Origin of the sequence: Paraburkholderia yinzeri, from assembly GCF_046581065.1 — a bacterium.
Lineage (GTDB): Bacteria > Pseudomonadota > Gammaproteobacteria > Burkholderiales > Burkholderiaceae > Paraburkholderia.
The window spans coordinates 133,504-155,575 of sequence record NZ_JBFOCJ010000003.1; the positions used below are offsets into that span (position 1 = coordinate 133,504).

Here is a 22,072-nt window from a genome sequence, read left to right on the forward strand (position 1 = left end):
ATCAGTTCCGGGCGGGCGCGGGCGTGAACTCGATGGCGCCGCCGGGTAGCAGGTAGAGGACCAGCGCCTCGCCATTCGCTACGGTCGGGCAATGCGCGCTGCCGGGGCCATAGACGCACCACCCGGCCGGATGGCCGTCGAAGGTCGCACCGCCGGCGAGCGGCATGATCAGATCGATTTCCCCGTTGGGGTGCACGTGGTGAGGGCCCACGAGATCCTTCATCTCGACGACATCGACCGAGAATCCGTGCGTTTGCGGCAAGGCCTTGAAGATCCGGCCGTAACGGATGCCGCCTCCTTCCCGGTTGCAGAGCCAGCCCTCGGCAACGCCGGTGCGGCAGGCTTGCGCGAGCGCCTCGAACGTCTCGCTGCCGGGCGGCCAGGTCCCGTTGAGCCAGGCCTCGAGGCCGCCGTCGAGGTCGCGGCCGGCGATCCTCTGCGTGACGCCCGCGATCAGACGCTGAAAGTCTTCTGGGGACATGCGTTAGTCTCCGGATGCGGGAGATGCAATTTGATGCACCTTGTCCGCGCGTTTCGCTCCCGGCGCGACGAGCCGGAAGTTCGCGTGTCCCTGGCACGTGTATCTGGAATTGCTGCCGGTCAGCGTTTTGGCGAAAATTATCTTGTCGAATTACCGTTGTCAAGCACTATAGTACATTTTTCGGTGGGAATTGGTCTGGCGATATGAAGCAAACTTACTCTGAAGGGCGGCGCGATGGCGCGCAGGAACCGGGCGACAGCCTGGCGGACACCGAGGCGGCCGGGCGGGAGCCTGGCGAATCGGGTGAGCCGGGCGAGCAGGATAAGGCGGCCAGCCGCGATCCTTTCCTCGCGGCCATGGGGGAGCGCGTGCGCCTCCTGCGCGCGCGGCGGGGGATGACACGCAAGTCGCTGGCGCTCGAGACCGGGCTTTCGGAGCGCCACCTCGCCAATCTGGAGACCGGTACCGGCAACGCCTCGATACTTGTGCTCCGGCAGCTCGCGGCCGCGCTGAATTGCCCGCTCGCCGAGGTGATCGGCGACGAGACGACTTCGTCGGCCGAATGGCTGCTGATACGCGAGCTGCTGCAGGGGCGCGACCTGGCCTCGCTGCAGCGCGCCCGGATTGCGTTGTCCGAACTGTTCGCGCAGACCTCGCGGGATCCGCATCGCCATGAGCGGATCGCGCTGATCGGCCTGCGCGGCGCCGGCAAATCCACGCTCGGGCGCATGCTCGCGCAGGAGCGGAAGGTGCCGTTCGTCGAGCTCAATCGCGTGATCGAGCAACTCGCGGGTTGCCCGCCGAGCGAGATTCACGCGCTCTATGGCGCCAGTGCCTACCGCCGCTACGAGCGCCGTGCGCTCGAAGCCGTGATCGCCGAACACCCGCGCGCCGTCATCGCCTCGCCGGGCGGGCTGGTTTCCGAGCCTTCCACGTTCAATACGCTGCTGGCCCACTGCTTCACGGTCTGGCTTCAGGCGACGCCGGAGGACCATATGCGCCGGGTCGTTGCGCAAGGTGATCTGCGGCCGATGTCGGGCAACCGCGGCAACAGCGAGGCCATGGAAGACCTCAAGCGCATCCTTGCGGGCCGCAACGAGCTTTATAGCCGCGCCGACCTGGCCTTCGACACGAGCGAAAAGACGCTGGCGGACGCCTACCTGCAATTGCGCGACCGGCTGGCCGCGCGGCTGGGCGCGGAGGACGTTTCCGGCGGGCTGTGACCGGGCGCTTCGGCCTGGGCTTGCACCTCGCTTTGCACACTCATGCATTAAAATGCTTTACACGATCCTGATGATGCACTATCGTTCATGAAATACGATGCGCCTATCAGGAGACGTTCATGTCCGCAGCAGAAACGGCTGTCCCGCAGGTCGACTATCGCACCGACCCCTCGCAGTACCGGCACTGGAAGCTGACATGCAACGGTCCGGTAGCGACGCTGGGCATCGACATTGCCGAAGACGGCGGTATTCGCGACGGCTACAAGCTCAAGCTGAATTCGTATGACCTGGGCGTCGACATCGAGCTTCACGACGCCCTCCAGCGCATCCGCTTCGAGCATCCGGAAGTCCGCACGGTGGTCGTGACGAGCCTGAAGGACCGCGTTTTCTGCTCGGGCGCGAACATCTTCATGCTCGGACTTTCCACGCATGCCTGGAAGGTCAACTTCTGCAAGTTCACGAACGAAACGCGCAACGGCTTCGAGGACTCGTCGCGTCACTCGGGCCTGAAGTTCATTGCCGCCGTGAACGGCGCCTGTGCGGGCGGAGGCTACGAGCTGGCGCTGGCGTGCGACGAGATCATGCTCGTGGACGATCGCTCGTCGTCGGTGGCGCTGCCGGAGGTGCCGCTGCTCGGCGTGCTGCCCGGCACCGGCGGGCTCACGCGCCTCACCGACAAGCGCAAGGTTCGTCACGACCGCGCCGACATCTTCTGCACGGTGGTGGAAGGCATACGCGGCGAACGGGCGAAGGAATGGCGCCTCGTCGACGCTGTCGTGAAGCCGAACCAGTTCGACCAGGCCGTGCAGGCACGCGCGCTCGAACTCGCGGCGCAAAGCGATCGTCCGGCCGACGCCCAAGGCATCGTGCTCACGCGCATCGAACGCATCCAGCACGACGACATCCTCAGTTATGCAACGGTCGACGTCGCCATCGACCGTGCCAAGCGTACCGCCACGTTTACCGTGAAGGCGCCCGCGGTCCCGCTTCCCGAAGGCATCGGCGCGATCGTCGCGGCCGGCGCATCGTGGTGGCCGCTGCAGTTCGCGCGCGAGCTCGACGACGCCATTCTGTCGATGCGCACGAACGAGCTCGATATCGGCACCTGGATCTTCAAGACGGGCGGCGATGCGAAGGCCGTGCTCGCCGCGGATGCCGCGCTGCTCGAACATCGCGATCATTGGTTCGTCCGGGAAACCATCGGCATGCTGCGCCGTACGCTGGCGCGTATTGACGTATCGTCGCGTTCGCTGTTCGCGCTGATCGAACCCGGCTCGTGTTTCGCCGGCACGTTCGCCGAGCTGGCTTTCGCCGCCGACCGGACCTATATGGTGGCGCTGCCGTCGAACGAGGAAGAAGAGCCCGCGATCACGCTTTCCGAAGCCAACTTCGGCCTCTATCCGATGGTCACGGAGCAGTCGCGTCTCGCGCGGCGTTTTTATGAGGAAACCGAACCGCTCGACGCGGCGCGCGCGAAGATCGGCCAGCCGGTCAAGTCTGTGGAGGCCGAGCGCCTCGGCCTCGTGACCGCCGCGCCCGACGACATCGACTGGGCCGACGAAATCCGCATCGCGCTGGAGGAACGCATGGCCATGTCGCCCGACGCGCTGACGGGTCTCGAAGCGAACCTGAGGTTCAACGGTCCGGAGACGATGGCAACGCGCATCTTCGGCCGCCTCTCTGCCTGGCAGAACTGGATTTTCAACCGTCCGAACGCCGTGGGAGAGAAGGGCGCGCTGAAGGTCTATGGCAAGGGCAGCAAGGCGCAGTTCGACACCGCCCGCGTTTGATGCCTCTTTGAGGCTCCTCCGAGGCCTCCCGCTACCGTACAAGGAACCGTAATGTCCACGATCAACTACAGCGAGAAGATCCCCAACAACGTCAATCTGGCCGACGATCGCATGCTGCAGCGCGCGCTCGAGCAGTGGCAGCCGAACTTCCTCTCGTGGTGGGGCGACATGGGGCCCGAGGGCTCGCACGGCTACGACGTCTATCTGCGCACGGCCGTGAGTGTCGACCCGGGTGGCTGGGCGCACTTCGACTACGTGAAGATGCCGGACTATCGCTGGGGCATTTTCCTCACGCCGGGCGAGGCGGACCGCAAGATCCATTTCGGCGAGCACAAGGGCGAAACGGCGTGGCAGGACGTGCCTGGCGAGCATCGCGCGAACCTGCGCCGCATCATCGTCACGCAGGGCGATACCGAGCCAGCCTCCGTGGAGCAGCAGCGGCACCTGGGTCTCACGGCGCCTTCCATGTACGACCTGCGCAACCTGTTTCAGGTGAACGTGGAAGAGGGTCGCCATCTGTGGGCCATGGTGTACCTGTTGCACCGCTACTTTGGCCGCGACGGACGTGAGGAGGCCGAAGCATTGCTCGGCCGGCGTTCGGGCGACGACGACAACCCCCGCATTCTCGGCGCGTTCAACGAGAAGACGCCCGACTGGCTGGCCTTCTTCATGTTCACGTACTTCACGGACCGCGACGGCAAGTTCCAGCTTTCGGCGCTCGCGGAGTCGGGCTTCGATCCGCTGGCCCGCACGACGAAGTTCATGCTGACCGAAGAGGCGCACCACATGTTCGTCGGCGAATCCGGCGTGTCGCGCGTGGTGCAGCGCACGGCACAGGTCATGAACGAGCTGAAGACGGATGACGCAGGCCGGTTGCGCGCCGCAGGCGTGATCGACCTCGGGACGATCCAGCGCTACCTGAACTTCCACTACTCGGTGACGATCGACCTGTTCGGTGCCGACCAGTCGTCGAACGCCGCGACGTTCTACAGCTCGGGCCTGAAGGGCCGCTATGAAGAGACGAAGCGCGACGACGACCACCAGTTGACGGGGCAGAGCTACAGGCTGCTCGATGTTCAGGACGGCAAACTCGTCGAGCGCGAAGTGCCCATGCTCAATGCGATGAACGAAGTGCTGCGCGACGACTACATCAAGGACTCGGTGGCGGGCGTCAATCGCTGGAACAAGGTGCTCGAAAAAGCCGGCATCGATTTCCGCCTGACCGTGCCGCACAAAGCGTTCAACCGCCAGATCGGCACGTTCGCGGGCGTGCGCATCTCGCCGGATGGGCGCGTGGTGAGCGAGGCCGAGTGGGCGGCCAACGAGTCGAAATGGCTGGCGACGCCGGAGGATCGCGCTTACGTGGCCTCCCTGATGGGCCGCGTGATCGAGCCGGGCAAGTTCGCGAACTGGATCGCGCCGCCGGCCATGGGCATCAACCGTCAGCCTGTCGATTTCGAATACGTCCGTTTCAACTGATCGGCTTCGCCCGTCATTGAGGCAGACCGGACGGTAGGGGTGGGAGCACAACCATGAATGCAGCGATTCCGATGGAAATCCTGAAGCAGCACCTGATCGATCCGGAAATCTGCATCCGGTGCAATACGTGTGAAGAGACCTGTCCGATCGACGCGATTACCCACGACGGCAGCAACTACGTGGTCAAGGCGGACGTCTGCAACGGCTGCATGGCTTGCGTCCCGCCCTGCCCTACGGGAGCGATCGATAATTGGCGCAACGTCCTGAAAGCGGACGCCTATGGCATCGAGCAGCAGTTCGGGTGGGACGAACTGCCGGCGCAGAGCGCATCGGTTAGCGCTCAGGCAGAGCCGGCGGGCGCCGACGTTGTGACCGAGAGCCCGGTCGAGCCGGCGGGTGTTCAGCAAACGGACACCGGGCGCGGATCGAATGTGCCGCCGTGGTCCGCTTCGAAGCCCTATGTGAACCTCTACACGCACAAGACACCGGCCACGGCGACGGTGATGGGCAACTACCGCCTGACCGGCGAGTCGGCCGAGAGCGATATCCATCACATCGTCCTCGATTTCGGCGCGCTGCCGTTCCCGGTGCTCGAAGGGCAATCGATCGGCATCCTGCCGCCCGGCACGACCCCGGACGGCAAGCCCCATCACGCACGCCAGTATTCGCTGGCGAACCCGCGCGACGGGGAGCGTCCGCGCTACAACAACGTTTCGCTGACCGTGAAGCGCGTCACGCGCGATCACGACGGCAACGACACCCTGGGCGTCTGCTCGAATTATCTGTGCGATCTGCAGAAGGGCGACGTCGTGACGGTGATCGGGCCATTCGGCAGCACCTTCCTGATGCCCAACCATCCGAATTCCCATTTGCTGATGATCTGCACGGGCACCGGCTCCGCGCCGATGCGCGCGATGACCGAATATCGCCGGCGGCGGCGCCTCAAGGGCGTGACTGGAAAGCTGATGCTGTTTTTTGGCGCCAGGACGAAAGAGGAATTACCATACTTCGGACCGCTTACCAATCTGCCGAAAGACTTCATCGACACGAATCTGGCGTTTTCGCGCACGCTGGGTCAGCCCAGGCGCTACGTTCAGGATGCCATGCGCGAGCGGGCCGTGGATGTCGCCCAACTGTTGAAAGACGACAGCACCTATGTCTACGTTTGCGGTTTGAAGGGCATGGAAGAGGGGGTGCTGCAGGCGCTCCAGGATATCGCCGGTCGGCATGGACTGGACTGGAACGCCCTCTGGCCGCGTCTCAAGCGTGAAGGGCGGCTGCACCTCGAGACATACTGAGCGACTCGCGCAGCCGCTTTCGCACTGTTCAGTAACTGAACGCTTTCCGGCGTCCGGCTTCGCAGCCACGGACCCTTCCGGGGCACGAACAATTCCCGATAGTGATGCTGGCCCCTGTTCCCTAACGTAGCGATGTTCCGGCAGCGATCCGCGCCTCCCACGCGCTTGCGTCCCGGCTTTCGCTTGATAGCTTGATATACACAGGAGTCAGCATGAGCGTTTCTTCTTCCACCCGCCTTCTCGACGACGACGTCTGGCATGGCCGGCTCTTCACCGGTTCGTGGTGCGAGGGCACCTCGGCCGCCGACGTGCTCGAACCCGCCACCGGCAAGCGCCTTGCGCGGATCGGCATGGCCGACGCCGGACTCGTGGCCGCTTCGTCGAAGTCGGCATTCGAGGCACAGCAGGCCTGGGCCGCGCTGCCTTACGACGAGCGCGCGGCCGTGTTGCGCCGCGCCGCACGGCTCGCCGAAGCGTCCTTCGACGAAATTGCCGGCTGGATCGTGCGCGAGAGCGGCTCGACGCGCGGCAAGGCGGGCTTCGAAACCCAGGTCACCGTCAAGGCACTGCACGAGGCGAGCGCGCTGCCCTCGCGCTCGGCGGGCGAAGTCCTGCCTTCGGTGCCGGGCCGCCTTTCGCTCGCGCGCCGCCGTCCGCTGGGCGTCGTGGGCGTGATCGCACCGTTCAATTTCCCGCTCTATCTGGCGATGCGCGCGGTCGCTCCGGCTCTCGCACTCGGCAATGCCGTCGTGCTCAAGCCGGATCCGCGCACCTCCGTTTGCGGGGGCTTCACCATCGCGCGCCTGTTCGAACTGGCGGGCCTGCCCGCGGGCGTGCTGCATGTGTTGCCGGGCGACGGTGCGGCGGGCGCGGCGCTTACCAGCGATCCGCATGTGGCGATGATCCAGTTCACGGGCTCGACCGGTGCGGGCCGCAAGGTGGGCGAGGCGGCCGGCCGCCACCTGAAGAAGGTCTCGCTCGAACTGGGCGGCAAGAACTCGCTGATCGTGCTCGACGACGCGGATCTCGATCTCGCGATTGCCAACACGGCGTGGGGGGCGTATCTGCACCAGGGGCAGATCTGCATGGCGGCCGGCCGGGTACTCGTGCAACGCGGCATTTACGACCGTTTCGTGGAGAAGCTCGTGGCGAAAGCGTCGAGCCTCACGGTGGGCGATCCGGCTGCGGACAATGTCGCGCTCGGGCCGATCATCGACACGGCACAGCGCGACCATATCGTGCGGGCGCTGGCGGCAGCGCAGGAAGCGGGGGCGCGGGTCGAAACGGGCGGGACCTTCAAGGATCTGTTCTTCGAGCCCACCGTGCTGAGCGGCGTGAACGCCCAAAACCCGGCGTTCAACGAGGAGATCTTCGGGCCGGTTGCCGTGGTCGTGCCGTTCGATACCGACGACGAAGCCGTCAAGCTCGCCAACGACACGGAATATGGCCTCTCGATGGCCATCGTCACGTCGAACGTAGGACGGGCGCTGCACATGGGCGAGCGCCTGCGCACGGGGCTTCTGCACATCAACGACCAGACGGTCAACGACGAAGTGATCAATCCGTTCGGCGGCGTGGGCGCCTCCGGCAACGGCACGAGCATTGGCGGGCCGGCCAACTGGGAGGAGTTCACGCAGTGGCAGTGGCTCACCGTGAAGGGCGAAGCGCCGCGCTATCCCCTCTGAGCGGGCCGGACGATGCGAGTCATCCCGAACTTATCGACGCAACAAGGAGGCGCAACATGAGTACGACAACCGCAGGCCGTACCGTCACGGCAGCGGTCGCGCGCGGCAAGGGCGAACCGTTCGTCATCCAGCAGGCGCGCCTGCGTGGCCCGAAGGACGATGAGGTGCTGGTGCGCGTGGTTGCCACGGGCCTGTGCCATACGGACCTGATCGTGCGCGACCAGTACTATCCGGTGCCGCTGCCTGCCGTGCTCGGCCATGAAGGCGCGGGCGTGGTCGAGGAGGTCGGCCCGAACGTGAAGAATCTGAAGCCCGGCGATCACGTTGTGCTGACCTATGGCGCGTGCGGTCATTGCCAGCCGTGCGCGGGCGGGCACGGCGCGTATTGCAGCCACTTCTTCGGCCTGAATTTCGGTGGTTCAGACCCCGAAGGGCATACGGCCATCGAAGACCAGGAAGGCCGGCCGCTGCACGACCACTTCTTCTCGCAGTCGTCGTTCGCAAGCCATGCGCTTGCACGCGAAAACAACGCGATCAAGGTGCCGCACGATGCGCCGCTGGAGTTGCTGGGGCCGCTCGGTTGCGGCATCCAGACCGGCGCGGGCGCGGTCGGCCTGTCCGCCGTGATGGCCGCGCGCGTGGCGGGCGCAACGACCATCGTCGCGGTAGATATCGTGCCTTCGCGGCTCGAACTCGCGAAGGAACTGGGCGCTACGCATACCGTCAACAGCGCGGAAGTCGACATGATCGAAGCGATTCGCGCGCTCACGGGTGGCGGCGTGGACTTCGCGCTGGAGTCGACGGGCAATCCGAAGGTGCTGGCAGGCGCGATCGAGTCGCTTGGCACGCTGGGCGCGATTGGCGTGGTGGGCGCGCCGCCTCTCGGCACCCGGGCCGAGTTCGACATCAACAACCTGCTGCTGGGCGGGCGCACGATACGCGGCATCGTGGAAGGCGATAGCGTTGCGCAACGCTTCATTCCGCAGCTCGTCGAACTCTATCGGCAGGGGCGCTTTCCGTTCGACAAGCTCGTGAAGTTCTATCCGGTCGAGCAGATCAACGAAGCCGCCGAGGACAGCACGCGCGGCATCACGCTCAAGCCGATCCTGCGTTTCGCGCATGCGTGAGTGAGCGGGCGGCCGATAGGGCACCTGTGGCCGCGCAGAGGGCCACAGGGTACGCTATTCTCACGGGTGTCCGCCTTATTGCCACGCCTGCCTCGCAGCGACGGGAGCCCGAATGAATCGCATGTCCGCGCCCGCACCCTTGAACGCCAGTCCGCTCGCACAACTGCATTCGGCCCGTGAACGCTTCGGCGACGGCGGACAACTCCCCAAGGCCCTGACCCCCGGTTTGCTCCCCGAATCCGTGGCGCGCTCGTGGGCGCGCTCGCGCGACGCGGGTGTGATGCCCTGGCAGGCACCCGAATACGAACTGCTCAGCGGTTCGCGCAGCACGCGGGAATCGCTCGACGACCGGCGACTCTTTAGTTGCATCGTCGACGAAGTCGAGCAACTTTGGGAGGCATTCGGCGGCGACGAGTGGACCATCTTCTGCGTGAATCCGCAGGGCACGGTGATTCACGCGCGCCGCAGCCCCGGCTGCGACGACGAACTGATCCTGCCGATCATCGCCGGCCGCCGCATTCTCGAATCGCATATCGGCACGACAGCGCCAAGCTGCGTGCTGCACGAGGGTATTGAAGCGACGGTGACGGGCGGCCAGCATTATCTCGACGAATTCGAACGCGTGTCTTGCCTCGCGGTGCCGCTATTCGGACTGCACGGCGAGGTGGTCGGCGCGCTCGATATCACCGGCACGGGGCAGCGCGATTTCGCACAACTGAAGGAGCAGTTCCGGCTCGCTGCACTGGCCGCCGAACAGCGTCTCTTCGCGACCTTGCGCGGTTGTCATTTGCTGCGTCTGCAGCACGATCCGCGCTGGCTGGCCACGCCGCTCGCGGGCGTGCTGGCGGTGGAGGAGGACGGGCATCTGCGTGCGGCGAGCCGTCTCGCACGGCGCATGCTTTCGTTGCCCCACGGCGTGCCGATGGCGCAGTTCGCGCTGCGCGACGTGTTCGACGATGCGCCCCCGGCCCTGCTGAGCCGTCTGCTGAAGCCTCGGCGCGGTCCGCAGCGCATTGCCCGCGCGGATGGCAGTCATCTATGGGTGCAATATGCACGCGCGCCGCTCAATCGCAGCACGGCGCGCCACGTGCAGACGGACCTCGATGCAGGCAGCGCCGATGCCGGAACGATCGCGTCCGGTGCTGGGCCCGCCGCGCCGAAAGCGGGTTCGAGTCTTGAAGAACAGATGCTCGGCGCCGTTCAGCAGGCCATGCTCGACCATAACGGCAACGTAGCCGCGGTCGCGCGGCAGTTGCGGATTTCGCGCACGACCGTTTACGCGCGGCTGCGCCAGTTGCGCGATATCGGCATGGTGGCTGGAGAATAAGGAAGCGGGAAGGGCGGCGTACACGCCGCTGCCGTCCGCCGCGACCTCGTCAGAACGAGTAGGTGAACTGCGCGCCGGGCAGGTCGTTGTTCCTGCTGTACGAACCATCGCTGCGCAGGAACACCTGCTGCGTGGCCCAGTCGTGGCGATACTCCACCCTGACCGTGATCTGCTGCGTCGGATCATCGGCGTTGGTGGCGCTCGAGAGCGTCTGGCTTCCGATGTTGAACGAGCCGCCGATATCCGGCACACTCGACCACGCTGTGCTTCGGTGTACTACGGATACAGGTTCGGATGTCTCTCAGGCCCTGCGGGTGCTTGCGGTTCGGGCCGTGGCTGGATCGCAACCCGACCCGGAGCGCGCCGGAATCAGGCGCGAATCACGCCGCGCGGCGTCCCAGCGGCGCCCCCACGGCGCCCACCGGCGCGGCAGGCGGCTCCGCCCCGGCCGGATCGGGCTGGATGAAGGCCATCTGCATGTCGCGCATGCGTTTCTTCTCGCGGGCCATCATGATCTGGTTGGCCACGATCACCCCGATCGTCACCGCGCTGATAAAGAGCGTGGCCAGCGCATTCATCTCGGGATTGAGCCCCAGGCGCACCCGCGAGAACACCACCAGCGGCAGCGTGGTCGAGCCCGGGCCCGAGAGGAACGCGGAGAGCACCAGATCGTCGATCGAGAGCGTGAACGAGAGCAGCCAGCCCGAGATGAGCGCCTGCGAGATCAGCGGCAGCGTGATCACGAAGAACACCTTGAAGGGTGTCGCGCCCAGATCGAGCGCGGCCTCCTCCAGCGAGCGGTTCATCTCCTTGACCCGCGACTGCACGATGATCGCCACGTACGAGACGCACAGCATCACGTGGCCGATCCACATGGTCAGCACGCCCCGGCCCTTCGGCCAGCCCAGGAACTGCTCCATCGCCACGAACAGCAGCAGCAGCGAGATGCCCTGGATCACCTCGGGAATCACCAGCGGCGCGTTGATCATGCCCGCGAAGAGCGCAAAACCCCGGAAGCGCCCCATGCGCGCGAGCACATAGCCCGACCACGTGCCGATCACGACCGAGGCGAACGCGGTCATCAGGCCGATCTTCAGCGACAGCCACGCGGCGTTGAGCAGTTCGTCGTCCTGCAGGAGCGCGGCGTACCACTTCAGCGAGAAGCCCGACCAGACGGTGACGAGCTTCGATTCGTTGAAGGAATACACCACGAGGCTGATGATCGGGATGTACAGGAACAGAAAGCCGAGTGTAAGCACACCGGTGGAGAGGGTGCGGTTGGGCCTGATCATTTGCCTTGCTCCAGTTGCCTGACCTGGTTGTGCTGGAAGAGGGCCATCGGCACGAGCAGCAGCAGCACCATCGCCACCGTGACGGCCGAGGCCATCGGCCAGTCCATGTTGTTGAAGAACTCGTCCCACATCACGCGGCCGATCATGAGGGTGTCGGCGCCGCCGAGCAGTTCGGGGATCACGTACTCGCCCACCGCGGGGATGAACACGAGCAGGCTGCCGGCGATGATGCCGTTCTTCGAGAGCGGCAGCGTAATGCGGGTGAAAGCGACCCAGGGCTTCGCGCCGAGATCGTAGGCGGCCTCGAGCAGGGTGAGGTCCATCTTGACGAGGTGGGCGTAGAGGGGCATGACCATGAAGGGGAGGTAGGAATAGACCATGCCGATGTAGACGCCCGCGTCGGAGTGATAGAGGCGCAGGGGCGAGTGGATGAGGCCGATGGCCATGAGGGCGTGGTTCAGGAGCCCGTCGTCCTTGAGGATGCCGATCCAGGCGTAGACGCGGATCAGGAAGGAGGTCCAGAAGGGCAGCATGACGCCCATCATGAGGAGGTTGCGGGTGGCGGGGTTCGAGCGGGCGATGTAGTAGGCGACGGGGTAGCCGATGAGCAGGCACAGGAGGGTGGAGACGGCCGCCATCTTCAGGGAGCTGATGTAGGTGGCGATGTAGAGGTCGTCCTGGAGGAGGAAGGCGTAGTGGCCGAGCTGCAGGGCGAAATGGACGACGCCGTCCTTCATCCCGACGAGGTTGGTGTAGGGGGGCACGGCCATCATCTGGTCGGCGAAGCTGATCTTGAACACGAGCACGAAGGGCACGGCGAAGAAGAGCGTGAGCCAGAGGAAGGGCACGCCGATGACGGCGGTGCGGCCGGAGGGCACGAAGCGGGAGAACAGGCGCGAGAAGACGCGCAGCGCGCCGCCGGAAGCGGCAGAGGCATGGGTGGAGGGCAGGGAAGTACTCATGGTGTCCTCTTCCTCATTGCGTGAGCACGACGCCGCTGGCGGGCGACCAGGAGACGTAGACGTCGTCGTTCCAGGCGGGCGCGCCCTCGCTCATGAGGTGCGAGCTGGAGAGGTTGGAGACGACCACCTTGCCGCCGGGCAGGCGCACGTGGTAGAGCGAGTAGCTGCCCATGTAGGCGACGTCGGAGACGACGCCGCGTGCCCAGTTGTGGGGCGTGCCGGGCTTCTCGCGGGTGACGCGCACGCGCTCGGGGCGCACCGAGATGCCCACGGGCATGCCCAGCGGCCCGGTGATGCCGTGGCTGACGTACATGCGCGTTTCGAGGTCCCCGCTCTCGACGAAGATGTGGTCGGGCTCGTCCTCGACGACCTTGCCCTCGAAGAGGTTGGTCGAGCCGATGAATTCGGCGGAGAAGCGGCTGTTGGGGAATTCGTAGACGTCGGAGGGCGTGCCGGTCTGCACGATGCGGCCCTCGCTCATGACGGCGAGGCGGTTGGCCATGGTCATGGCCTCTTCCTGGTCGTGGGTGACCATGACGCAGGTGACGTCGACCTTGTCGATGATGCCGACGAGTTCGAGCTGGGTCTTCTGGCGGATCTTCTTGTCGAGTGCGGACATGGGCTCGTCGAGGAGCAGGAGCTTGGGGCGCTTGACGAGCGAGCGGGCGAGCGCGACGCGCTGCTGCTGTCCGCCGGAGAGCTGGTGGGGCTTGCGCTGGGCGTAGCGGCTCATCTGCACGAGGTTCAGGGCGTCGGCGACGCGCTCCCTGATCTCGTTCCTGGGCGTGCCTTCCTGCTTGAGGCCGAAGGCGACGTTGGCCTCGACGCTCATGTGGGGGAAGAGGGCGTAGGACTGGAACATCATGTTGACGGGACGCCGGTAGGGAGGCAGCGTCGCGAGGTCTTCGCCGTCGACGTAGATGCGCCCGGAGGTGGCGGTTTCGAGCCCGGCGAGCATGCGCAGCAGGGTGGACTTGCCGCAGCCGGAGCTGCCGAGCAGGGCGAAGAGTTCGTTCTTCGCGACGCTCAGGCTCACGTTGTCCACCGCGGTGCTCTCGCCGAACTTCTTGACGACGTTTTCGATGCGGACGAACGCGTCCCGGGACGTGGCGGCCGGTGCGGGCGCGGCCTGACGGGCGTTGACTGAAGGCGTCGATTTCATGATCGCAATGTCTCCTTTGTCTCTTCTTCAGATAATCAGTGGCCCGTCTTGAGCTGAGCCCACAGACGGTTTTCAAGGCGCTGGATCTCGATCGGCAGCGACTTCAGCAAGGTCATCTTCTTGATGTCCTCTTCGGATGGGTAGATGCTCGTGTCCTGGGCGACGGCCGGCGTCACGAACGGGCGAGCGGCAGCGTCGGCCGTCGGATAAAACACCTCGTTCGTGATTTGTGCGTTAACCTTAGGATCTTCGATGTAGTTGATCCACTTCATCGCGGCTTGCGGATGCGGTGCATCCTTCGGCACGGCCATCATGTCGAACCACAGCACGCCGCCTTCCTTCACGTTCGAGAAGCGGATGGTGTACGGACGCTTCGATTCCTCGGCACGGCGGCGCGCGATGCCGACATCGCCCGAATACGCCACGGCCACGCAGACGTCGTTGTTGGCGAGGTCGTTGATGTAGCCCGACGAATTGAACTGGGTGATGTACGGGCGAACTTTCTTCAGGACTTCGAAGGCAGCCTGGTAGTCGGCCGGGTTCGTGCTGTTCGGGTCCTTGTGCAGGTATTGCAGGGTCGCCGCGAACACGTCGGCGGGCTGGTCGAGGAACGAGACGCCGCAACCCTTCAGCTTCGAGAGGTATTGCGGATCGAACACGAGAGCCCAACTGTCCACCGGCGCCTTGTCGCCGAGGGCCTTCTTGACGGCCTGCTCGTTATAGGCGACGCCGTCGATGCCATAGGCCCAGGGCACGCCATACTGATTGCCCGGGTCGCTATCGGCAATCATCTTCATGAGCGTCGGGTTCAGGTTCTTCAGATTCGGAATCTGCGACTTGTCGAGCTTCTGGTACACGCCGGCCTGGATCTGCTTGGCCATGTAGTTCGACGACGGCACGACGATGTCGTAGCCCGAGTTTCCCGCGAGCAGCTTGGCCTGCAGCGTGTCGTCGCTGTCGTAGTTGTCGTACTTGACCTTGATACCCGTTTGCTTTTCGAAATCGGGAATCGTGTCCTTTGCGATGTAGTCGGACCAGTTATAGACGTTCAAGACGTCGTCGGCCGCCTGGGCAGGCTGGCTCGCGGCGACGGAGAGACCTGCAAACAAGGTGGCGGCCGCCACAGCGGTCGCACGACGAAGATGGCAAAGACTCATGCTGGTATTTCCTGAAGATAATGATCGGGCGATGCCGCCGCCCGTCGAGCAAACTGCAGGGCGAACGGCGTGACAAAGGGGGGCAAAGGGGATGACAAACGGAGCCGGCCGGTCAGGCCGCGAATGAAGGTGCGGGCCGCGACGTTCGCGGCGACGATCGCTTTCGTAGCGCGATCGTGAACGCGGAAAGCCGGACCGGCGCTGGATAGCGGCCGGGCGCCGAACTGGAAAACGTGTCGATTTCGCCGAACAGCAAATCGAACAGGTCGATCGATCGCGCGTGACGCGAGAGATCGCGAAGAGGTTCGAAGCCGAATGTCTCGACTTGCACGAAATTGCTTGCAACCATTGTCTCCCACTCCTGTGGAATGCCCGGCCTGCACATGACGTGCGGCGCGGCGTCGGATTTTTTCATTGGGGCTACGCTATCGCGAGGCCCGATGCTGCCGCTACCCGCTGCTACCCGCTGCTACCCGCTCAGCACCGGTTCGTCCTCGTCGGAACTCGCTGTCGAGACCGACCTCGCGACCACTCGATCGGACCGATGACAGGCATCGGCGCCTTGTCCATAAACGTCGAGCAGATCTTCGACAAACGCGTCGACAATCGGCCTTGCCGCCGCGCTACGCCTCGTGACGAGATGCAGCGGCACATCGAAGCTGAATTCCGCCTTGCCGAGTGCCCGGATAAGCCCTCTCTGCTCGAACGGGGCTGCGTGGTGGGCAGGGAGGTAGCCGACATAGCCGCCCGACATGATCAGGATCGTCGCTGCCTCGATGCTGTCCGCGTGCGCCGTCACGCGGCGCTCCGCGAACCCCGTCTGCTCTTCCGGTATTGGGTAGCTGCGCCATACCCAATTGCTGCCCCTCAGGTCTTCCGCGGTGACCGGCGCTTTCGCATGAAAGAGCGGATGCCCGCGGCCGCAGTAAATGACCTGTCTTTCGGTGAAGAGCGGCTGATAGACGAGCCCGGGCGCACGATGCCAGAAGTAGCCGATAGCGAGATCCAGTTGGCGATTGATGAGCCCTTCCTCCAGCTCCTGGGGCGATTTCACCTTCATCGAAATGCTTACCGCCTGGTCGCGCTGCTGGAATGCGCCTATGGCTTCGGCCACCCGCGCGTTTTCGACGAGCGGCGCGTGGCCGATCAGGCCGATCGACAGCGTGCCCACGAGCTTGCGGTCGATCTCGCGTACGCGCGCCACGAATTCGCTCGTGGCGCCCATCAGTTCGCGAGCCGTCGCGGCGAAGCGCTCGCCCTTCGAGGTCAGCCGAAAGCCGCCGCGTCCCCGCTCGCAAAGCTTGAAGCCCACGCGTGCTTCGAGCACGGAGAGCTGCGTGCTGATCGTCGACTGGCGCACGCCGAGCGAGGCTTCGGCTGCCGTGATTCCGCGGGCGTCCACGACCGCCAGGAACACGCGGATCAGCCGCAAATCGAGGTCAGAGGTATTCGAAAACATCGTGACGCATCCTGCAATTCGGACTGCCTGGCGCTACGCAACCGGTGCGCGCAGGCCGTCGACCGCTTACATCGGGAAGCCCATGGACTTCAGCCCGTTGATCCACGCGCGCTTCCAGCCGCCTTCCGCATCCGCGCCGTCGAACGCGTGGAAGGTGATCTTTGCGCCTATCCAGCGGAACGGTTCCGGCGGGATCCACGTCGGACTCTGGTTGGCGATATCGAGCTTGCGTTCAGGGCTGTTGCGATCGAAGAGGATGTTCAGGCCCATGAAGGCGCCGAACCGGCTCGCGGCCACGCCGAAGCCCGTGTAGCCCGCGACGAACACGCCCTTGCCGCCCAGGTAGCGCTTCGCGAAGACAGAACCGCGCGAGCAATAATCGATCGGTCCGCCCCACGCATGCGAAAAGCGCACGTCGGCGAGCTGCGGAAACGTCTTGTAGAACGCCTGCGCGAGCCGCGTATATGTTTCGCGCTGGCGATCCTGTTGCGGATCCGGATTGCCGTCGAAGTGGTAACTCACGAGCCCGCCGAAGATGATGCTGTTGGTGCGGGTCAGGCGGAAGTAGTTGAGCTGGGTGCGCGTGTCGTAGATACCCTGGCGATTCGTCCAGCCGATGCGCGCGAGCTGTTCGTCGGTGAGCGGCTCGGTGGCCAGCACGTGGTCGCGCACCTGCATCACGCGGCGGTTGATGTCGGACACGCCCACTTTGGCCGTGCCGCTGCCGAACAGCACGCGCGGCGCGCGCACGCCCCCCCTGGGCGTCGTCACGTACACCGTGCCGCCTTCGTCGGCGACGGTTTCGAGGGGCGTGTGCTCGTAAAGGCGAACGCCCAGCGAGAGCGCGGCGCGCTTGAGGCCCCAAGCGAGCTTCGCGGGATGCACGATGCCGCTGCGATTGCGCGACCACAGCGCACCGGCAAAAAGCGGCGAATCGAGCTGTGCCCGGGTTGCTTCGCGGCCGAGCAGCGTCACGTCGTGTCCGTGGCTCTTGTGAAGCTCGTAGTCGGCGCGCAGATGTTCCACATGATCGGGATCGACGGCCACGGTCATTTCGCCGTTCCATTCGATGTCCGCATCGATGCCGTAGCGCTTGAGTGTAGCCTCGAAACCATCGAGGTTGTGCTGCCCGAACTGTTCGAGCTGGTCGATATCGTTGGGAAACACGCGTACCGCGTTGGGCAGGCCGTGCATCACCGAGGTGGAGATGATGCCGCCGGCGCGTCCCGAGGCGCCGTGGGCCACGAGGTTCGCCTCGATCACCACGACGTCCAGTTCGGGCATCAGTTCCTTCGCTTGCACCGCTGCCCACAGGCCCGTGAAGCCGCCGCCGACGATGAGCAGGTCCGCTTTCGTTTCGCCGGTCAGTGCCGGCTCGGCAGCGGGCGCAGCCGGATTGTCGAGCCAATACGGGGAGAGCTTCGCGTTCGCAAGCGCAGCTTCGACGTCCGGCGTCACCGGCGCGCGCCGGTCCCGGGCGGCCATCTTTGCCGCCGTTCTCCTCTCCATGATTTCACTCATGATCTTTCTGATAGTGGCGCGCCGCGGCGCAAAGTTACGCGCGTTCGAGCACGACGTAGAACTTCTTGGCGTCTTCGAGCGTTTCCCAGCGACCGGCGAAGCCGGCGGGCAGCAGGTAGCCCTGGCCGGCGCTGAATTCCTTGCGGTTGCCGGCAACGTCGGTCAGCGCAATGCGCCCTTCGGTCAGCCAGACCGCTTCGTCGGCGCTCGTTTCGGGGAAGTCGACGGAACCGACCTTGCCTTCCCACCAGCCGGCTACGTAGTTGCGGGTTTCGCCCGCCGCGCCGCGCCAGTCGATTTCGTCCATGCCGAATTCCAGCCTGGTGAATTCGCCTTCGCCTGCGCCCAGCAATACGATGTCCTGAATCAGCTTGCTCATTTTTATGTCTCACTCAACCGTCGATAAGGTAAGCAGGAAGTTATCGATTCCGGCTTGCCCGGTATGCCCCGGATTCGGGGGGGCAAAGTGGCTTTTATCGCGAGGGCGCCCCGCTTTCGGCGGAGCGGTCCAACCGCGCGAAAGGCGCTGCTATACTGGCGGGAACTGCCAAAGGTAGAACGGCATGCTGCTAAATACTTCCCCCTCCAGTAAAAACACCGATCCTCTTCCCGTTACGTTCAAGTCGATGGGCGATATGGTCGAGGTCATCGGCACACCTGATTTCGTGCCCCAATTGGCCAGGTTCCTCAATAGCGTGATTCCAATCGACGTCGCACACGTGGAGCGCTCGCGCGTGGACGATACGATGCCGTCGGGCTATCGCTGCGAATGGATAGGCAGCAGTGGTATCGAACGGGCCGACACGGAGATTTCGGAGGTCATGACGCTCTACTACGAGCGCTTCCAGGCCAACGATCCCCTTTTCGCAGGCATACGCGGCAAGATCGGCACCTTGCTCGTGGTGCGCGACATCGAGGCGATTCCTCCCGGCGAATTCCGCAAGCGTATTTACGACGACGTTTCGATCGGGCACGAATGCGTGCTGGCCCGCGGTACGCGTTTTGCCCAGCTTTCGATCGCGCTCGAACGGTCGCTGGACCGCCCGCCCTTTTCGCTCGAAGAGATGCGGCAGTTTCGTTGCGTCAGCGACTTTCTCTTTCCCGCGCTGGAGTTGCACGCGTCCACGACAGCGGCAAGGCTCGTTGCGCAGAGAAAATCCACCGACGTACCGTTGACCCGCTTCGACGCCATGGTCGCGGCCGGCGGCATTCGTCTGTCGAAACGCGAGTACGAGGCCTGCAAGCACTTCATCTCCGGCAAGACCCTGCCTGAAACCGCGGAGATTCTCGGCGTGCGGCACGCTTCGGTGGAGTCCTATGCGAAGCGCGCGTTTGCGAAACTCGGCGTGGGCAACAAGCGCGAACTCGTGGCGCGAGTGACCGCGGCTTGCGAGCAGGGCGGCATTCGCGCCACGGCGGGCCTTACGCAGCCTGACACGATCCCAGGGTAATCCCTCGCTTTCGCGGAAAGGACGCGGTGTTTACATCGATAACTTCGATGTAAACACCGCGTCTTTGGAATTTTTGCGCGCACGTTCTCCACTTATCATCGGCTCGATCGTTTTCACCGATGAGGAGACCGGCGCCATGACGCACGAATTCAACCAGCCGCTCGGCGGCAACGACATGCCGCGCTTTGGCGGCATCGCCACGATGATGCGGCTGCCGCACGCGGCCACCACCGAGGGACTCGACGCCTGCTTCGTTGGCGTGCCGCTCGATATCGGCACCTCGAACCGCTCCGGCGCCCGCTTCGGTCCGCGCCAGATCCGTACGGAGTCCGTACTGCTTCGCCCGTACAACATGGCGACGCGCGCGGCGCCGTTCGATTCGCTGCAGGTGGCCGATATCGGCGACGTCGCCACCAATCCCTACGACCTCAAGGATTCGATCCGCCTGATCGAAGCCGCCTACGACCGCATCGTCGCCAACGGCTGCCGCCCCATCACGCTCGGCGGCGATCACACGATCGCGTGGCCGATCCTGCGCGCGCTGCACAAGAAGTACGGCAAGGTGGCCGTCGTGCACGTGGACGCGCACGCCGATGTCAACGACACCATGTTCGGCGAGAAGATCGCCCACGGCACGCCGTTTCGCCGCGCCGTGGAAGACGGGCTGCTGCAATGCGACAAGGTCACCCAGATCGGCCTGCGCGGCACCGGCTATCACGCCGACGACTTCGACTGGTGCCGCGCGCAGGGCTTCACGGTGGTGCAGGCCGAGGCCTGCTGGAACCGCTCGCTCGCGCCGCTGATGGAAGAGGTGCGCGCGCGCGTGGGCGATACGCCCGTCTATCTGAGCTTCGACATCGACGGGCTCGATCCCGCCTTCGCGCCGGGCACGGGCACGCCCGAGGTGGGTGGCCTGACCGTGCAGCAAGGGCTGGAGATCGTGCGCGGCATGAAGGGACTCAATGTGGTCGGCGCGGATCTCGTGGAGGTCTCGCCGCCTTATGACCAGGCGAGCACGACGGCACTCGTGGGCGCGAATCTCGCCTACGAGATGCTCTGCATAATGCCTGGCGTTCACTATCGTTGAGGGCGCATGCGATGAACAGGATCGAATGGTTCGACGGCAGCGCGGGCGAATTGCCCGTGCTGCCTGCCGCCCGTATTGCCGGACGGGCGGCGTATGCGAGCGGCGCCGAAGGCCGCAGTGCGGTCTGCAATGCTTCGACTGGCGCCACGATAGGCTGGCAGGAGAGCGCGAGCGCCGCGCAGATCGACGGGGCCGTACGCGCGGCGAGCGAGGCCTTTGTCGGCTGGCGCGACACCACGCCGGCGCAGCGCGGCGCAATCCTGCGCAAGGTCGCCGATCTTGTCGAGGCCCGGCGCGACGAACTGGCCGTGCTGCAGATGCGCGTGAGCGGCAAGCCTCCTGGGGAGGCCTCGACCGACGTGAGCGACGTTGCAGCGACTTTTGCCTGGTATGCCGAACTTTGTACGCAGGCTGCCGCGTTCCAGGCCGAGTCGGTGCCGCTTCCGGGTGCCGATGTGGCGGCAGAGCGCTTTCACGATCCCGTCGGCGTGGCCGCGCTGATCGTGCCATGGAATTTCCCGATGGTGACGACGGCGTGGAAGCTGGCTCCCGCGCTCGCGGCCGGCTGCACGGTCGTGCTCAAGCCTTCGGAGCTCACCTCGCCCACGGAGCACGCGCTCGTGGACCTGCTCGCCGAGGCCGGCGTGCCCGAGGGCGTGCTCAATGTCGTGAACGGCGGCGCCGAGGTGGGCGCGCTGCTCACGCGGCATCCGCTCGTCGACAAGATTTCGTTTACCGGCAGTACGGCCGCCGGCAAGCATGTGATGCGCGCCGCCGCAGAGGACATGAAGCGCGTGACGCTCGAACTGGGCGGCAAATCCGCGTTGATCGTGCGCGAGGATACCGACGTCGACCTGGCCGTCTCGCTCGCGGTAGGCGGCGCGTTCGCGAACGCCGGGCAGATGTGCTCGGCTACCGCGCGCATCCTCGTGCACGACAGCCTGTACCGCAAGTTCATGGCGGCGTTCGAAACGGCGGTGAACGCGCTGGTTGTCGCGCCACCGGGAACGCAGGGTGTGGGGATGGGGCCGCTCATTTCAGCGGCGCAGCGCGCACGCGTCCAGTCGCTCGTCGAGGCCGGCATCCGCAGCGGTGCGCAGGTCGCATTCCAGGGGCAAAGCATGGAGGATGCCGGCGACGGCTTCTTCATGGCGCCGGTCGTGATTGCCGAGCCGCCGGCCGATAACGTCTTGTGGACCGACGAGATTTTCGGCCCTGTCGCATGCGTCAAGTCGTTTCGCACCGACGCCGAAGCCATCGCGCTCGCCAACGACACGCGCTATGGTCTGGTCGCGACGGTCGTCACGCGCAGCGAAGAGATGGCGCAACGCTATCGGCGTGCCTTGCGTGCGGGACTCGTGTGGGTGAATACGCCGCAGCTCATCTATCCGCAGGTGTCGTGGGGCGGATTCGGCTTGAGCGGCATCGGGCGGGAGCTGGGTCTTGCGGGCTTGCGCAGCTTCCAGGAGCTGCGGCACGCCATTCAGGTCGTAACGCCCTGACGTTCAGGATTGCACATTGGCGCGTAACCCCGCGCGCAATGTGCTGCGTGTGCCGGTCCCGCCAGGACG

19 protein-coding genes and 1 pseudogene are annotated in these 22,072 nt (G+C 65.1%); 10 read left to right on the forward strand and 10 right to left on the reverse strand.

Annotation, left to right across the window (positions count from 1 at the left end):
* Position 1: 1 nt before the first annotated feature.
* Entirely contained in the window at positions 2–481 is a 480-nt protein-coding gene (locus tag WJ542_RS27415; protein ID WP_411192714.1) for a DUF4863 family protein, read from the reverse strand.
* Between the two features lie 203 nt (positions 482–684).
* On the opposite strand from WJ542_RS27415, the gene WJ542_RS27420 reads away from it, so the two are divergent.
* The 7 genes from WJ542_RS27420 to WJ542_RS27450 all read left to right on the forward strand — a co-directional run bounded on the left by WJ542_RS27420 (position 685) and on the right by WJ542_RS27450 (position 10,410).
* Positions 685–1,704: a helix-turn-helix transcriptional regulator gene (locus WJ542_RS27420; protein WP_411192715.1), complete on the forward strand. Its 1,020-nt coding sequence runs from the start codon at positions 685–687 to the stop codon at positions 1,702–1,704.
* Positions 1,705–1,823: 119 nt separating this feature from the next.
* On the forward strand, positions 1,824–3,494 hold the full coding sequence (gene boxC, locus WJ542_RS27425; protein ID WP_411192716.1) for a 2,3-epoxybenzoyl-CoA dihydrolase: 1,671 nt from the start codon (positions 1,824–1,826) through the stop codon (positions 3,492–3,494).
* Positions 3,495–3,545: 51 nt separating this feature from the next.
* Positions 3,546–4,973, forward strand: coding sequence for a benzoyl-CoA 2,3-epoxidase subunit BoxB (gene boxB / locus WJ542_RS27430; protein ID WP_411192717.1), 1,428 nt, complete (start codon positions 3,546–3,548; stop codon positions 4,971–4,973).
* A 53-nt stretch (positions 4,974–5,026) separates the two neighbouring features.
* Entirely contained in the window at positions 5,027–6,271 is a 1,245-nt protein-coding gene (boxA, locus tag WJ542_RS27435) for a benzoyl-CoA 2,3-epoxidase subunit BoxA (protein WP_411192718.1), read from the forward strand.
* 212 nt (positions 6,272–6,483) lie between these two features.
* Entirely contained in the window at positions 6,484–7,956 is a 1,473-nt protein-coding gene (locus tag WJ542_RS27440) for a benzaldehyde dehydrogenase (RefSeq protein ID WP_411192719.1), read from the forward strand.
* 56 nt (positions 7,957–8,012) lie between these two features.
* Positions 8,013–9,083 (forward strand): NAD(P)-dependent alcohol dehydrogenase, encoded by a 1,071-nt coding sequence (locus WJ542_RS27445; protein WP_411192720.1) that lies wholly within the window; start codon positions 8,013–8,015, stop codon positions 9,081–9,083.
* A gap of 112 nt (positions 9,084–9,195) precedes the next feature.
* Positions 9,196–10,410 carry a helix-turn-helix domain-containing protein gene (locus tag WJ542_RS27450; RefSeq protein ID WP_411192721.1) on the forward strand — a complete coding sequence of 405 codons (1,215 nt, stop codon included), beginning with the start codon at positions 9,196–9,198 and terminating at the stop codon, positions 10,408–10,410.
* 49 nt (positions 10,411–10,459) lie between these two features.
* Here WJ542_RS27450 and WJ542_RS27455 read toward each other — a convergent pair.
* From WJ542_RS27455 to WJ542_RS27495, 9 genes and pseudogenes are all read right to left on the reverse strand, one after another.
* Positions 10,460–10,591, reverse strand: a pseudogene (locus WJ542_RS27455) (DUF3138 family protein); the annotation flags it as partial.
* 199 nt (positions 10,592–10,790) lie between these two features.
* Positions 10,791–11,702, reverse strand: a complete 912-nt coding sequence (locus WJ542_RS27460) for an ABC transporter permease subunit (protein WP_411192012.1) — start codon at positions 11,700–11,702, stop codon at positions 10,791–10,793.
* The gene (locus WJ542_RS27465; RefSeq protein WP_411192013.1) at positions 11,699–12,664 is read right to left on the reverse strand and encodes an ABC transporter permease subunit; all 966 of its coding nucleotides are present in this window, start codon (positions 12,662–12,664) and stop codon (positions 11,699–11,701) included. The genes WJ542_RS27460 and WJ542_RS27465 overlap by 4 nt, the downstream gene beginning before the upstream one ends.
* Positions 12,665–12,677: 13 nt before the next feature.
* Positions 12,678–13,826 carry an ABC transporter ATP-binding protein gene (locus tag WJ542_RS27470; RefSeq protein WP_411192722.1) on the reverse strand — a complete coding sequence of 383 codons (1,149 nt, stop codon included), beginning with the start codon at positions 13,824–13,826 and terminating at the stop codon, positions 12,678–12,680.
* A 35-nt stretch (positions 13,827–13,861) separates the two neighbouring features.
* Positions 13,862–14,983 (reverse strand): polyamine ABC transporter substrate-binding protein, encoded by a 1,122-nt coding sequence (locus WJ542_RS27475; protein ID WP_411192723.1) that lies wholly within the window; start codon positions 14,981–14,983, stop codon positions 13,862–13,864.
* 112 nt (positions 14,984–15,095) lie between these two features.
* Positions 15,096–15,332 carry a hypothetical protein gene (locus tag WJ542_RS27480; RefSeq protein WP_411192724.1) on the reverse strand — a complete coding sequence of 79 codons (237 nt, stop codon included), beginning with the start codon at positions 15,330–15,332 and terminating at the stop codon, positions 15,096–15,098.
* A gap of 120 nt (positions 15,333–15,452) precedes the next feature.
* Positions 15,453–16,442 carry a LysR family transcriptional regulator gene (locus tag WJ542_RS27485; protein WP_411192725.1) on the reverse strand — a complete coding sequence of 330 codons (990 nt, stop codon included), beginning with the start codon at positions 16,440–16,442 and terminating at the stop codon, positions 15,453–15,455.
* Positions 16,443–16,508: 66 nt separating this feature from the next.
* Positions 16,509–17,927: an NAD(P)/FAD-dependent oxidoreductase gene (locus tag WJ542_RS27490; protein WP_411193508.1), complete on the reverse strand. Its 1,419-nt coding sequence runs from the start codon at positions 17,925–17,927 to the stop codon at positions 16,509–16,511.
* A 70-nt stretch (positions 17,928–17,997) separates the two neighbouring features.
* Positions 17,998–18,342 carry a cupin domain-containing protein gene (locus tag WJ542_RS27495; RefSeq protein WP_411192726.1) on the reverse strand — a complete coding sequence of 115 codons (345 nt, stop codon included), beginning with the start codon at positions 18,340–18,342 and terminating at the stop codon, positions 17,998–18,000.
* A 184-nt stretch (positions 18,343–18,526) separates the two neighbouring features.
* Here WJ542_RS27495 and WJ542_RS27500 point away from each other — a divergent pair, with 184 nt between their 5' ends.
* The 3 genes from WJ542_RS27500 to WJ542_RS27510 all read left to right on the forward strand — a co-directional run bounded on the left by WJ542_RS27500 (position 18,527) and on the right by WJ542_RS27510 (position 22,003).
* Positions 18,527–19,414 carry a helix-turn-helix transcriptional regulator gene (locus tag WJ542_RS27500; protein WP_411192727.1) on the forward strand — a complete coding sequence of 296 codons (888 nt, stop codon included), beginning with the start codon at positions 18,527–18,529 and terminating at the stop codon, positions 19,412–19,414.
* Positions 19,415–19,550: 136 nt separating this feature from the next.
* Positions 19,551–20,501: an agmatinase gene (gene speB / locus WJ542_RS27505; RefSeq protein ID WP_411192728.1), complete on the forward strand. Its 951-nt coding sequence runs from the start codon at positions 19,551–19,553 to the stop codon at positions 20,499–20,501.
* Positions 20,502–20,512: 11 nt separating this feature from the next.
* Positions 20,513–22,003, forward strand: coding sequence for an aldehyde dehydrogenase family protein (locus WJ542_RS27510; RefSeq protein ID WP_411192729.1), 1,491 nt, complete (start codon positions 20,513–20,515; stop codon positions 22,001–22,003).
* Positions 22,004–22,072 lie beyond the last annotated feature (69 nt).